This is a genomic window from Enhygromyxa salina, assembly GCF_000737335.2.
GTDB classification, from domain to species: Bacteria; Myxococcota_A; Polyangia; order Nannocystales; family Nannocystaceae; genus Plesiocystis; species Plesiocystis salina_C.
Window position 1 is genome coordinate 1 of record NZ_JMCC02000047.1, and the last position, 13179, is coordinate 13179.

Here is a 13179-nt window from a genome sequence, read left to right on the forward strand (position 1 = left end):
CGTCGCCGTCGCCGTCGCCGTCGCCGTCGCCGTCGCCGTCGCCGTCGCCGTCGCCGTCGCCGGTCTCGGTCTCGCCGACCTCGTCGGCGGGTCCATTGGTATCATCATCACAGTCATGACAGGCCAGCGTGAGCGAAAGCGGCAACAAAACTACGAGAGCTCGATGAAGTGTGGTCATCGCGCGCGATGATCAGCACCATCGCGAAAATTCTAGACCATAGCCTCAAATGGCTCGCAACCGCTGCTCAACGCTGGATCACGCCGACTGCACCGGACCACCACGGCCCGCGATTGCGGCAACATGTGGAAGCGCGGCGGTGGGATCGGGGCGACGAGCCGCGCGATGAACCGGAGCGAAGCGGAGGTCTAAATCCGAACGGCCCATAGGGCGCCCGCGCAAGCGGGCCGGACGCGAAGCGGCGGGGTTCAGATTGAAGTCCCGGACTGCTTTGGCGATGTTGCGTTTGTTGCTGGAACTCGACGGCATCGGCCTCGCCGCGTCTGCGTCCAGCTGCGCGCGCGTGGCCTCGGTGGAGTTCAGTAAAATTTCTGGGTGGACCCGACTGGCCTCGATTCGCTCGCCCGCCTGCCCGTCAACGCGCCCTGGGCTGTGGCTGTCCTCGCGGCCGCGGTCGCGCACGAAACAGCGTCGCCCGACGAGCCGCTGACGTGGGAAGGCGCGCCACCGGACGTGCTCTTGCTCGCCAACGCCGTCGCCCGAGCGGGGGGCGGGTTCGGAATGTCGCGCCCGTCCGGGGGGACCTACGACACGGAGTGCGCGCTGGTGCTCGGCCCGAACGTGCCCTGCCCGCAGGTCAAGGGACGCCAGGCCTTCGAACTCGTGCGCGGCGAGGATGGTCTCGGCCTCGCCCTTGCGTGGGCCCCCGAGCCCGAGCCGAAGGTCGAGGTGTACTGGGTCGACCTGGAGGATGGCGCGAGCCGACTCGAGGGCCCGCTCGAGGGCTGTTGTCGCCGCATCGTATTCGACTCGGTGATGGCGTTCGAGGAGCCGGAGCTCGACCGGAACCCCGATGGTCTGTACCTGGACGAGAGCGCGTTCGGGCAGCTGCGTAGCGTGCTCACCACGCTGACGGCACGTCGCGCACGGCTGCGCGCAGACGCGTCGAGGCGCGTCGCGGAGCTCGAAGCGAGCATCGAAGGGCTCGAGGCCGCGGGTGGTGATCCGGAGCAGGTTTACGCCAAGCTCGAAGAGGCATCGAAGCGGCTCGACGCGCTGGGCGAGCGCGGACCTTGGCCGTCGATCTCGTGACGCGTTCAACACCTGCGAAGCGTCGCATCCAATACGTCCCGGCAGGGAACACGGGCGGTGAGCTCGAGCCGGACCTGAGCTCCTGCATCTCAGCGCCGAGGAAGACTCTCAGTCCGGCGAAGGCGTCCCTCCGTACCAAGCAGAGGTAAAGTCTGCCGATGACCCTGTGGCTAAAAGACGAGTGCCCAGCAGAGGCCATCCTGGCTCGGCTCGATGCTCTGCGGAGCAAGACGACAACCACCCCCTCGCTCGCGAGCCTGAACGCGACGACTTACCGAGAGGGCGAGGCCACGGTCATCGCCTTCGAGGCCGGGACCTGCCTGGTCCTCCCTCCGCCCGTGGCAGCCCCGTGGCCGCTCACGGACGGCTTCGCGTTCGAGCCACCACCCAGCTTCGGCGCTGCGATGGCCATCGCCAACGGGATGGAGCTCTCCTACTTCGACCCCGGCTCATTGCCGGAGCGCTCCGGCGAGGTCACACGCAAGCACACGCGCTTCTTCGCCGGTGCCGGGCGCGAGGCGGTCGAGAGCTGGCGAGACGACTGGTTGGCGCCCATCCTCGACGAGCCCGAGGAGTACGGTTTTGACGACGAGGCCCTCGCTCGCCATGAGCCTTCCGACTTCATGGTCGTGTACGACGACGCCAACGGGACCTTCGGCGGGTTCCACCGACAGATCGCGGGCCCGTCCGGCGAACCGGCGTTCGTCCTGTGGATGCACGACGAGCCCGGCGGCTTCTACGGCCGCTCTCTCGCGCGCGCGGACACCCTGACCCATGGCGACTACCTGGTTGCGCTTGTCTACGCCCACGCCACCGACAGCGACGCCTACGACCTTCTCTTCCGCGGCTGAGCGCGGCTCGTCATCGAGCGCAGCCCAGCTCGCAGGCTGTCGGGGGCCCGCGGCCGGACCGGAACGGACTGCGGTGTCAGACTCCGTACTTCGGACCTGATGCGCGCCTGAGCGCCCATCAAAAGTCTGTTCGTCAAAGTCGGCGCTGACCGGCCGCTCGTTCGCCTGGCACGTTTTCTTGGCCTGCTAGCCGCCAAACAACAGCATCAGCCCGCCCCCCGCCATCACACCAACCAAAAACATCGCCATCATCCCCAGCGGCGCCCATCGTGTCGCCCGCGAGGGAAAGCGAATCTCATGCAGCCGCCCCGCGCTCATGTCCGCGAGCAGCAGCCCGTCGGCGTCATAGATCTCAGCATACTCACGCAGCTGCCGACGGGTCGCCGTGGTCTTGGGGTTGGGCGCCGATTTACCGGTCTTGACCTCGACGACATAGGTCCGCCACCACCGCGAGACCAGCAGATCCGCCCGGACCTCGTAGTCGACCCGCTCGCCGTCCACGAACAGGTGCTCGCGCCGTCGGACCTGCTCATCGAGGATCTGAAAGCCGCGCTTGCGCAGCAGCTGCTCGGCCGCGACCTCGCCCGAGCGGGCCACCCGAAACCGCCGACGCATGCGAGCCCGCGCCCACGCGCGCTTGATCCACAGCGAAGCAAGAGCGCCGAGCAGCAGTCCGGCGATCGCAGCGGGAAGGGTCCACTCGCTCATCGAGGGCGAGCATACCCAACCCAGCAGCGCGCTCGCCTCGGCCGCCCGCGCTCGACCGCCGCGCTGACTGTGGTCAGCCCGCGCGCGAGCGACTCGTCGGTCCACGTGTCACTGTCGGGCCCAACAGTTCATGAATTGTACGAGCAAGCGCCCACGCGCGGCGGTCATCCTGGACTTGGCGGTGCCGACGGGGATCTCCAGCAGATCAGTGAGGTCGTTGCTTGAACCCTGAGCCTCGCGTCCGACAATGGTTGCGATAGGCGTCGCCATGCATCGAGCCGGCGGGTGCCGGCCGAAGTCGCACCTCGCCGGTCGTCAGCGTTCGTCAGCAAGGTCATGCGTATCGCGTCGACTCGGACCCATTCGGAAGTCCTCTACGCGTGCCGTCAAACGCGATCGTCTGGCGCAGTTGTCGCTGCACGCTCGAAAGGTGGTACGTTGGCCGCATGCACAGAGCAGTTGGGCTCATGGGTCTGGTCGGTCTGCTGGCGTCGATGGGGTGTCGGTCTGGCTCGAGTTCGGCCGAGCCAGAGCCGGTCGCGGCTCGCCCTGCGCTCGTGGTCGAGCCCGACGTCGACGAGTCCGAACCTCCAGCGCCGCTCGTGCGGCCCGAGGACGACGGCAAGGCGCTCCCGGCCTACGGCCTCGCAAGTCTCGAAGATGCATGCGCGCGCTTGCTGGCGAATGTGTCGCTCTACGACGAGGACGCGAGCTGCCACCCCGAAGACGCGCGCCTGGCCGAATCTGGCGACTGGGGCCTGCTCGTGGCCGAGGGCGCCATGCAATTTTACGCGCTCGTCGTGCGGACCGAGGCAGATGGCTGGTCTATGGACGGCGTCGCGTTCGAGGCCTGGACCGGCGGGGCCGAGATGAACCTGCGCTTGCTCGACGCGACCTTCGAGACCTGGGCGCATCGCCAGGGGCCGCTGCTGGTCGTCGAGTTCGACGCCGAGTTCACCAACTTCGAGCGCGGCGTCCCGCGCGAGTCTGGCACGGAGGTCGCGTTTAGCGAGGTCATCATCTGCGCCCGCGAGCCGACCTGGGCACGGTGCTCGAGGACCATCACGACCACCAGTGAGCGGCGTTATCCGCTGCCACCGCAGCGCTACGAGGCCAAGCTCAGCCTCGACGGCGATACCCTGGTCGTCGACGGACCTCAGCTCGATGGCTTCGATCCGCGCTACAGCGCGTACGCGGCGCCACACAGCTATTTCGCCCCAGGCCGCTACAGCCTCGACGAGCTGCTCTCCCCGGGGTCCTGACCCACGACGGATCGCACCGCGGGCTGCTCGGATCGGCACAGGCTGTGATCGGCCAGCGACTAGCGTCGCCGCCGGAGCCCCGCGAGCGCCAACAGTCCGAGCGCCGACCACCCCAGTCCGCGCCCAGGCTCGTCCTCGGCGCTACAATTACACCCCTCGTCGCCAAGGCTTGCACCCGGATCCCCCCCCGTCCCGGTCTCGCCCCCGGTCTCGTCGAACCCGCCATCCTCGCCCGAATCACCACCTTCGTCGCCCGCAGGATCTCCGTCACCATCCCCGGGCTCATCCTCGGGCTCCTCCCAGTATGGATAGCTCAGATCCATTGTCTCGAGCGCGATCTCTTCGTCGATGACCGGCAGATCAATCGGGATCTCGATCCCTGCAATGTCGTACTCGTCAAACAACACCTCGACCACGAGGTGTGGATACATGATCAACGTTGGCTTCGTCTGCAGCTGGCAAAACGCGGTCGCGGGGAGCACGACATCGTCCGGTCCCGCGCCGGGGTCGACCCACTGCGACTGGCCCTCGAGGGTGAACGAGGTGATCTCGCCATCGGCCCCGAGCACCTCGATGCGATTGCATTGCAGTGATGCCTCGATGTCGACAAACAGTGCAATGTCGAGGTTGCCCGACAAGATGATGATGTCGGGCACCAGCGGGATCGAGACCAGATCGAAGGCGCCGCTCTTCTCGGTGAGCGTTACCGGACGATCGGGGCTCCCCTCGAGCAGGTAGGGCGTGAACATCTCCGAGGCCTCGATGCCCCAGTCGTAGGGCCCGAGCAAGTCCGACTCCCACTGCGCGAGCGAGACGTCGACCTTGACGCTGGCGACGATCTCGAGGCCGACGTCGTACTCGAAGAACCCCGCCATCGGATCTCCCTCGAAGCGCAGCTCCTCGGTCTCCCAGTCGTAGTAGGCGGTGCCCGGCAGGTCGATCATGACCGTGTTGGCCGCGTCGGCGAACAAGCGCAGCTGGACCGGTGAGTTGGCCGGGATCCAGCCGGTGTCGACGGCCGCATCTTCGAAGCCGAGCAGCATCTCCTCGTAGAAGGGCGAGAACTCCGACGCTTCCTCGGGACCGGCTGCGTCGACGAGCGAGGGGCAAAGACACACAACGCACAGCATCGCCGTGCCCGAGATGAAGGAACGCCAAGCCATGGCTCCTTCTATCGAATTTCGAGGCCCTTGTAACGAGCGAGTTAAGCGCGACAGCACGTCCAAACGCGCGCGCAGACCGGATCGGCCGCGACGTCGAGATCCCCAATGGTCGACGAGGCGCATCGCGGACGGGTCAGCTGCCGGACAGAACCCGTTCGACGCGATGTCGCCCCCGAACGAAGCCAGCCGGGCGGTGACTGGCCTTGCTCGAACCGGGCTGCGGATCCTCGCTCACGCGGCCCTACCGCGGCAGCTGCCGGGCCGTCGCGCAATCCGTGACGTCGCTGCTGCGGTATCATCGGCGCCATGAGCCGCGTCCCCCTCGAGCCCAACGAGCGGGACTGGTTGATCGCGCGCTACGCCGAATTGATCGACGCGGCCGGCTGGCGGCCCTTCGTTCGTTCGCCGTTGCTGCTGCCCAACCAGGACTGCTTTCCAGACGCGTGGAAGCCCAGCGCTCGCGGGGTCCGTCGACTCGCGCTGCGGCTCTTGGCCTACGCGGGGCTCGAGCAGCTCGACGTCTCGGTCGAGGTGTTCGACGGTGACAGACCCAGCACGCACCACGCGGGAGGGGACGAGCACGTCAGCGCATGGTTTGCCGGCATCGAGCGTGGCGTGTGTCTGTTCGGCTGCGCCCGCGAGCAGCTCGACGACGCGATCGGTGTGGTCGGAGCGATGGCCCACGAGGTCGCCCACGCGTTTCGGCGCTTTCATCAGCTCGAGGTCGACGACCACGATCTCGAGGAGCGATTGACGGATCTGACCACCGTCGCCCTCGGGTTTGGTGTGCTGACGACGAACGCGGCGTTGCGGCATCGCTCGTCCAGCATCGACGGCGGCAACCTGCTGGGCGGGCATCAGTGGTCACGCGATCAGCTCGGCTATCTGCCGCCAGCGGCGATGAGCTTCTCGCTGGCGATCTGGTGGTTCGCGCGCGGCAATGAACAGCTCGGCCGCAAGCAGATCAGTCGCGCGCTGGAGCTCAACCAGCGTGCGTGGTTTCAGGCGTCGCTCGACCTGCTCGATGACCGACAGACCGATCTTCGCAGCCGCCTCGGCCTGCCAGTACCAGAGCGCTGGCCCAAGCCGCTGGACGTCGCAGCGATCGTCATCGACGAGGACGAGGACGACGACGAGAACGACGACGACAGCGACGACGACCAGCCGGAGTCAGCGCCACAGGGCCGCGATCCCGACGCGATCGTTTTTCGTCTGCGGCGCAAGCTGCTCTGGGAGCAGCCGGCCAAGTTCAAGCTCGAGCTGAACGTCCTGCTGGCGGGCTGGCTCGCGTTCACGCTGAGCGACGCGCAGCCGTGGTTCTGGGGCGTCTCGGGTACGTTGGTGGCGATCATCGGCGCGCTGTGGCGGACGCGTTGGAGCGATCGATGCTCGGATCTCGACTGCGACCACCAGCTCGATCCGGGCATCGAGGTCTGTCCCGGATGCCGACGCCCGCTCGCCGGCACGATCAACGATCCGAGCGAGCGCCTCGACGCCGAGGAGCGCGTGATGCTCGAGCGGCACACCAAGTGAGCCTTCCGCCGCCGAGCTCTGCATGACCCACCTCGAAGCCATGGGCGCGCTCACGCTGATCAGGCCCGCACCAAGGCGTCTGAGGGCGTGGCAGCCAGCAGCAGCGCCTTGGTCAGGATCCCCGTCAAGGTGGCGTCCCCCTCGAACGGCAAGAACGGCGAGCTCGTCTGTGCATTGCGCGTCGGTGACACGCTCAGCACCTGCCCAGCTTGATCGCGCACGTTGCCCGAGCCAAGGTGGATCTCGTAGGCGTGCTCGTCCGGGCCACGAACCACCAGGCAACGCTCGCGCAGCTCGCAGCGCTCGGCGATGCTCAGGGTCGGCAAGATCCGCTCGACCACGGCTCGTCGCGTGCGCCCGCTCGCCAACAGCGGCCCGAACACGCAGTCCTCCCAGTAGTGGGCCAGCGGACCCTCGCGCGTGCTCGGATCCCAGCTTGGGTCGTTGGCCACGGAGCTCGCGCTCACGAATAACTCGACGTCACGCAGGACCTCGGAGAACACGAAGGCCGGCACCTCGGCGAAGGGCACAGGGCGGGCCGTCTGCATGTAGTCACCGCCGACGGCGTGCGCGGAGCTGCCAGGGTCATCGACGCGATGAAAGCGGAGCTGCTCGCTCATCAGGTAGAGGTAGGTCCCGACCTCGGTCGTGTCCTGGCCGTAGCGCCCGATGCCCTGGATCCAGAACTCGGCGCGTAGGCCATGCTTTGCAAAGCTCAGGGTCGCTGGGGGGTAGGCATCATCGACGCTCAGGCGCAGCGTGTTGCTCCACCCTCGCCCCTGACACAGGGCATGGAAGGGGTGCTGACGCAGGATGTGCTCGGCGAAGCGCGTCGAGATCGAGCTGGCTTGCTCCTCGGGGCGCGGTCGGTAGACCTCGCGGTGCGCCTGCTTGAACGGCTGGGTGATGCCTTTGTGCTCGAGCAGGTCACGCCACACGGCGATCGCGTCGGCATCTTCGTCGAGCGGATGCCACAGACCGACCTGCGTGTTCTCGCCGATCCAGTCCGGCTGCGGCCGACCGCCGAGCTCGCGCAGCTGCCCGTCTTGCCAGAGCAGATCGACCTCGCGCCCGTCGTCGCGCAGCCGCCAGATCAGACGCCGAGCGATCGAGCCGACGAGCGGATGATCGAGGTAGCGCGTCCGCCAGTTCGTGTAGGTCCAGCGATCCTCGCTGCGATAGCTGATCTCGAGCCGGTCGCGGCGCGCCCGGAGCAGCGCGGTGATGTCCTTGACCGAGGCGCGCAGCTGCTTGACCTGCTCCGGGAACTCGCGCTTGACGGCCGCTGGTGCCGACGTTCGCAACTTGCCCGAGCCGTCGCGCCAGCGCAGCCGCACCGTCGCGGTGTCGACGATCTCGAGCTCGGCGCGATGCTCCCCCAATGACACGACCGTGCGGCCGACCTCGTGCAGGTCGTGAGTCGGTACGCCCAGCTCTTCAATCTCTTCGAGGCTCACCCCCTCGCGCGTGGCGGCGGCGTGCAGGGCCTTCGCTACCTGCTTCTTCTCGCTCTTGCCCTTCAGGCGGGCGCCGAGCACCGCGAGCTGCCCGACGGCGTCGACGCTAGGCATGTTCCCCAGAGCCCACAGCGCCGCGTTGCCGACCTTGGGCGCCCGTGCCCCGAACCCACGCAGCTGCCTGAAGCAGGCGACCGCCAGACCGCTGAGGGCCCGCGCGAGCCCTGCGTCGGGCAGCTTGCTCGCAGACCAGGCCAGGCCGCGCAGGGCGATCTGATTGTGCTCGACGATGTAGCCCATGTCGTCGGGGATCCCGTAGCTGCGCCGCTCTGGCGGTATCGGCTTGCTGCGGCCCTTGGCCACGAGCGGCAGCCAGCGCTCGAGCGCGGCGCTGGCGAGCTCACGACCGAGCCCATCGAGCATCGCGTCAACCCGAGCTTGCCAGCGCTTGCTCGGCTTGCTCGCGCTCGCTTCGAGGCAGTGCTCGACGAAGTCTCGCCACGCTTTGCGCTGCGCTGCGCCCATGGCCGCGAGCTCGGCGAGCAAGGCGTCGGCCCAGACTTCACCGGGCTCCAGCAGGCGTTCAGCGTCGACACCCAGCAGCTCTTCGAGCCGGCGATAGCTCGGGATCTCGCGCTGGTCTGCGGCCGCTCGACCACGCAGGACCTCGAGCAGACGCTGCGCGGCCTCGAACAAAGCCGGGTGGCTCGGGAGCTGCTCACGCCCAAGGCCGGCGGCCTTCAGATAGCGACCAAAGGCCAGCAGGAACTTGCCCGCCGTCTCGGGCGAGGACGCGGCGTGCTCGAGCAGGCGCGTCATCGACTCCTCGTCATGATCGAGCTCGCGCTGCGCGAGCTGACAAACCAGATCCAGCAGGCGTGCCGCTTGGTACCCGCGGCGAGGCGAGTCCACGCTCGCGCGCAGGTGAGACACACGCTCGAGCGCGGCGCTCATCAAGCCCAGGTGGGCGACCGAATCCAGGCGCATCAGGTCGCGCCCGCGCATCAGCTGGCCCACGGCCTCGATGTGCGAGGGCGCCTCCTCGAGCAGCAGCGAGAGCTTGCGGTGCTCGGAGCTCCGGGGGTGATCAGCGCTCAGCTCAAATCCGTCGGGGCCTGTCGTCTCGCTCACCGCGCTGGAGTTTATTGTACAATATCGGTGGCTTCCAGCGCCGCTTGGGCGGCGGCGCTGGTGGCCCAGTAGGTGATTGTCGTCAACCGATCCTTGAAACGGTTGCGTCCGAAGATGCAGGTGGCAAAGAAGGATGTGTCAGGGCACGACCAGATCGCTGGGCTGGCGCGGTGCGACCTCGTAGGTCTCTTCGTACTGCGCCACCAGCCCGACAACCGTGATCGTGTCGTCGATCGCCAGCTCGGTCGTGTCGATCACACCAACGCCGTCGATGAGATGGACAAACACCTGGACCTCGCCCGTGCCATCATCGATGTACACCTTGAGACCGTAGGGCGAGTCGTCTTGCACGGCTTGGGTCACGGTGCCGCTGACCTCGACGAGCGTGCCCTCGACGTCCTCGTCGATGTCGCCAGTCGCCGCGCTGATGGGCTCCACGGCCTGCCCACCGCTGACCGACTCGATGTCGGCGGCAACGGCCTCGATGACCCGCAGTTGGTTCATCTGGCCGAGCGTGCCGGTCACCGTGACCAGGGTGTCGAGCGGGAAATCCAGCATGTCCGCGGTCTTGATGTAGATGCCGCCGCTGGCGTCCTGGATCGCAAACCCGAACTCGCCGGTCGCAGAGTTGAAGGTCCCCGGCGCCACGCTCGTGTGGCCCTCGACGCTGACCATCATGCCGTCGTCCAGCGCGCGGGCCTGCTCGATCGTGACGAGCTCCGCGCCCGAGGTCTCGCCCGAGGTCTCGGTGGTGCCGGTCTCGGTGGTGCCGGTCTCGGTGGTGCCGGTCTCGGTGGTGCCGGTCTCAGAAGTGTCGCTGCCGGCGTCGTCACTACACGCGGCCGCCGTGAGCAAGAGTGACCCAACCAACGGAAGCACCCAGCGAGCGCGAGCGGACATCGGGACTTGGAGCGTAAGTGTCATGCTGGCGATGTATCCGTTCGGATCGGAGCACACAAGCGCGAGCGCTCGCTGCTTCGGTTCTTCTCCACCGCCGCTCGCGTTGGCTTGCCCCCGCCCGGGGCTCTGGGAGCAGGGTGGGGGAGCAAGGCGGGGCGCTGTATGCGTGAACCGGAATTTCGATTTATGAACTAGCTGTTACAATTCATCCCACATCGGCGCCAGTCTCCCACCGTATATCCACAATTTACCTAACAAACGCTGATCCTGTTGATTTTTTAAGAATGAGCCAGTATTCACAAAGTGAACCATGAAAGGAATCCCTGTGCATTTCGACTTCGATCCCGACACCGAGTCCTTTGCCAACGACCCCTACCCGACCTACGCGTGGCTACGCACAAACGCGCCCGTCTATCACTGGGAGAAGCGCGACACGCTGCTGCTCTCGCGGCTCGAGGACCTGCGGACCTTCCTCACCCACGAGCAGCTCTCGACCGACATCGCTGACTGGGAGCATCACCCGGGCGCGCAGATGTTCGAGCAGCCGGGCTTCGAGGCCTGGGGCTCGATTGTAGCGAGTTCGCTGTTTCAGCTCCCTCCGGCCGATCACGCGCGGGTCCGCAAGTTGGCGAGCGTCGCGCTCACGCCACGGGCCGTTCGGGCCATGGAGGACGCGGTCAGGGCCACAGTCGAGCGCACCCTCGATGACCTCATCGCCAACGGTGACGAGGTCGTGAACATCCGTCACTTCGCCGAGACCATCCCGCTGACGGTCATCTGCGATCTGTTTGGCGTCCCCGGCTCGATGCGTGCGGGATTTCGCGAGTTTGGATTGGCGGTGATCCGCTCGGTCCAGCCCAACCTCGAGCCTGCCGTGCTCTCGGAGATCGCCAATGGTTTCACCCAGGGCAAGGCCTTGCTCGAGCAGCTCATCGAGGGCCGCCGCGCCGACCCGAACCCTCCCGCCGACCTGCTGACGCGCTTCATCGAAGCCCGCGACGAGGCCCACCGGCTCTCAACCTCGGAGCTCATGTCGCTGATCTTCGCGTTGATCGCCGCAGGCTCCGACACCACGGTGCACGGCACCTGCTACGCCGTGTATGCGCTGCTGCGGCACCCACAGGCCCTCGCCGAGCTGCAGGCGGATCGCTCGCTGCTGCGCGGCACCATCGAAGAGACCCTGCGCTGGGACAGCTTTGGCAAGATCGGGCTGTTTCGCTACGCCCTGAGCGACCTCGAGATCGCTGGTGTGCCGGTCCGCAAGGGCCAGGCGATCGGCGGCCTGATGGGCGCCGCGCTGCGCGATCCCGAAGCGTACGACGACCCCGACCGCTTCGACATCCACCGTGAAAACAACGCGAGCCTGACCTTCGGGCTTGGACGTCACTTCTGTCTGGGGGCCAACCTCGCCCGAACGGAGATGATGAAGGCGATCGAGATTCTGCTGATCGAGCGCTTTCCCCATGCCACGCTCGCGGGCGAGCCCGTCATTGATCACCAAAACTCGATCATGCGCGCGATGGAGAACCTGCCGGTGCGGCTGGGCGCGGACCAGGGCAAGGCGCGAGCATGAGGCTCATCATTGATGTGATCGCCTGCGAGGCGAACGGCGCGTGCACACGCATCCTCCCAGAGGCGCTCGAGCTCGATGACGAAGATCAGCTGCACCTGCGCCTCGCCGTGATCCCGCCGGAGCTCGAGGACAAGGCCAAGCGCGCGGTCCGGCTGTGTCCTCGCCAAGCGCTGCGCCTCGAACCGGCGAAAACCTGAGCGAGAGCGCCGACCTGTTTCAATGTCTCGCGTGCCCTCGAGAACACCGAGCCAGCAGTCAACTCCGAGGATCCGCATGCGACTCGCCGCTCTCGTCTAGCCCATACGAGGCCCGTGGATAGGACATACGATCGGGGACCGGGGGGAGCGTGAACGTCGCGTCTCTCATTCGGCGTGTGGGTCGGCAGGCGAAGTTGGCTCGGGCCGGGTCGGGCGGATAAAAAAGCGACCGTGGTGCTTGATCGATCACGCGACCGGAGGCACGTACCCGCCATGCGAGCAATAGGAGTCATCACGCCTGTCCTGCTGTGCATGGCCTGGGTCTGCCCAGCGTGCGGGACCGGGGCCGGAAGCGATGCCGAGACCAATAGCGAGACGTCTGGGGATCCCGGCGACGGCGACACGGGCGACGGCGACACGGGCGACGGCGACACGGGCGACGGCGACACGGGCGACGGCGACACGGGCGAGCCCATGGAGTACCCCGACTGTGGCGTTGGCGGCGACGCTGCCGTGGCCAGCTCGTACAACAATTTCGACGACGCCGAAAACCCCGAGGATCCGAACTGGGTGGCCGGGTACCACTCGGTCTGCACGGTGGCGGCGGTGGTCGTCGATGGCTCCCAGACGACCATCGACCTCGACTGCCCCGATGACTACCACCCGGGGCTCGTCGTCACGGCCGAGCCGGCCTGGGCACCGACTATCGAGATCGGCTCCGAGCTCGACGTCACCTTCGACTGGATGAGTAAGTGGGAGGAGTACGGTCGCTCATGGCGGTTGGCCAGCGTTGAAGACGACACCCTGATCGCCGGCTACTTCGACGTCTACACGACCTACAACTTCCAGCCACTCGGCCTCGAGGTGACCTCTGGTGTGTGCGAGCCCAAGGGCTGGTGCGAGGCCGACGAAGGCATGTTGCCGCAGTCGCAAGACGTCGCCCTCGAGTTCAGCGACGGCGGCGAGACGACGACGCTCTTCGCTGGCAACTGGGGGCAGGTCGGCGCCTACGACATCTGGATCCAGGCCGCGAACTACAACCAATGCAACGCGCGGTTGGACGCTCCACCCGGGCTCTATCAAGGGTTGATTGCGCGTCAGTGAACGCGCGTGCGGACCAGCCCAACGCGGTGT

At 66.9% G+C, this 13179-nt stretch carries 11 protein-coding genes; 7 read left to right on the plus strand and 4 right to left on the minus strand.

Annotated elements, in window-relative coordinates:
- Positions 1 to 553: 553 nt before the first annotated feature.
- Both DB30_RS18725 and DB30_RS18730 read left to right on the plus strand, forming a co-directional pair.
- Positions 554 to 1270 (plus strand): hypothetical protein, encoded by a 717-nt coding sequence (locus tag DB30_RS18725; protein ID WP_052550850.1) that lies wholly within the window; start codon positions 554 to 556, stop codon positions 1268 to 1270.
- Between the two features lie 158 nt (positions 1271 to 1428).
- Positions 1429 to 2121: a hypothetical protein gene (locus DB30_RS18730; protein ID WP_052550852.1), complete on the plus strand. Its 693-nt coding sequence runs from the start codon at positions 1429 to 1431 to the stop codon at positions 2119 to 2121.
- Positions 2122 to 2307: 186 nt separating this feature from the next.
- Here DB30_RS18730 and DB30_RS18735 read toward each other — a convergent pair whose 3' ends face one another.
- On the minus strand, positions 2308 to 2829 hold the full coding sequence (locus tag DB30_RS18735) for a PD-(D/E)XK nuclease family protein (RefSeq protein WP_052550854.1): 522 nt from the start codon (positions 2827 to 2829) through the stop codon (positions 2308 to 2310).
- A 446-nt stretch (positions 2830 to 3275) separates the two neighbouring features.
- Between DB30_RS18735 and DB30_RS18740 the strand changes: the two genes are divergently transcribed.
- Positions 3276 to 4091 (plus strand): hypothetical protein, encoded by an 816-nt coding sequence (locus tag DB30_RS18740; RefSeq protein ID WP_146659549.1) that lies wholly within the window; start codon positions 3276 to 3278, stop codon positions 4089 to 4091.
- A gap of 59 nt (positions 4092 to 4150) precedes the next feature.
- On the opposite strand, the gene DB30_RS41540 is transcribed toward DB30_RS18740, so the two are convergent.
- Positions 4151 to 5254 carry an MYXO-CTERM sorting domain-containing protein gene (locus DB30_RS41540; protein WP_052550857.1) on the minus strand — a complete coding sequence of 368 codons (1104 nt, stop codon included), beginning with the start codon at positions 5252 to 5254 and terminating at the stop codon, positions 4151 to 4153.
- A gap of 306 nt (positions 5255 to 5560) precedes the next feature.
- Between DB30_RS41540 and DB30_RS18750 the strand changes: the two genes are divergently transcribed.
- Positions 5561 to 6787, plus strand: coding sequence for a hypothetical protein (locus DB30_RS18750; RefSeq protein ID WP_052550859.1), 1227 nt, complete (start codon positions 5561 to 5563; stop codon positions 6785 to 6787).
- 59 nt (positions 6788 to 6846) lie between these two features.
- On the opposite strand, the gene DB30_RS18755 is transcribed toward DB30_RS18750, so the two are convergent.
- Both DB30_RS18755 and DB30_RS18760 read right to left on the minus strand, forming a co-directional pair.
- Entirely contained in the window at positions 6847 to 9375 is a 2529-nt protein-coding gene (locus DB30_RS18755) for a DUF4132 domain-containing protein (RefSeq protein WP_052550861.1), read from the minus strand.
- Positions 9376 to 9513: 138 nt separating this feature from the next.
- Positions 9514 to 10299: a DNA-binding protein gene (locus tag DB30_RS18760; protein WP_240480266.1), complete on the minus strand. Its 786-nt coding sequence runs from the start codon at positions 10297 to 10299 to the stop codon at positions 9514 to 9516.
- Between the two features lie 286 nt (positions 10300 to 10585).
- Between DB30_RS18760 and DB30_RS18765 the strand changes: the two genes are divergently transcribed.
- The 3 genes from DB30_RS18765 (at position 10586) to DB30_RS18775 (ending at position 13149) form a co-directional block, all read left to right on the plus strand.
- On the plus strand, positions 10586 to 11848 hold the full coding sequence (locus tag DB30_RS18765; protein ID WP_146659551.1) for a cytochrome P450: 1263 nt from the start codon (positions 10586 to 10588) through the stop codon (positions 11846 to 11848).
- Positions 11845 to 12045 (plus strand): ferredoxin, encoded by a 201-nt coding sequence (locus DB30_RS18770; RefSeq protein ID WP_052550865.1) that lies wholly within the window; start codon positions 11845 to 11847, stop codon positions 12043 to 12045. The genes DB30_RS18765 and DB30_RS18770 overlap by 4 nt, the downstream gene beginning before the upstream one ends.
- 273 nt (positions 12046 to 12318) lie before the next feature.
- Entirely contained in the window at positions 12319 to 13149 is an 831-nt protein-coding gene (locus DB30_RS18775) for a hypothetical protein (protein ID WP_146659553.1), read from the plus strand.
- The last annotated feature ends 30 nt before the right edge of the window (positions 13150 to 13179 follow it).

Bases quoted from the DNA above. Each gene is read 5' to 3' on its own strand.
- DB30_RS18765 (WP_146659551.1), top strand. From the start codon at position 10,586: ATGAAAGGAATCCCTGTGCATTTCGACTTCGATCCCGACACCGAGTCC.
- DB30_RS18735 (WP_052550854.1), bottom strand. From the start codon at position 2,829: ATGAGCGAGTGGACCCTTCCCGCTGCGATCGCCGGACTGCTGCTCGGC.
- DB30_RS18740 (WP_146659549.1), top strand. From the start codon at position 3,276: ATGCACAGAGCAGTTGGGCTCATGGGTCTGGTCGGTCTGCTGGCGTCG.
- DB30_RS18730 (WP_052550852.1), top strand. From the start codon at position 1,429: ATGACCCTGTGGCTAAAAGACGAGTGCCCAGCAGAGGCCATCCTGGCT.
- DB30_RS18760 (WP_240480266.1), bottom strand. From the start codon at position 10,299: ATGACACTTACGCTCCAAGTCCCGATGTCCGCTCGCGCTCGCTGGGTG.
- DB30_RS41540 (WP_052550857.1), bottom strand. From the start codon at position 5,254: ATGGCTTGGCGTTCCTTCATCTCGGGCACGGCGATGCTGTGCGTTGTG.
- DB30_RS18770 (WP_052550865.1), top strand. From the start codon at position 11,845: ATGAGGCTCATCATTGATGTGATCGCCTGCGAGGCGAACGGCGCGTGC.
- DB30_RS18775 (WP_146659553.1), top strand. From the start codon at position 12,319: ATGCGAGCAATAGGAGTCATCACGCCTGTCCTGCTGTGCATGGCCTGG.
- DB30_RS18750 (WP_052550859.1), top strand. From the start codon at position 5,561: ATGAGCCGCGTCCCCCTCGAGCCCAACGAGCGGGACTGGTTGATCGCG.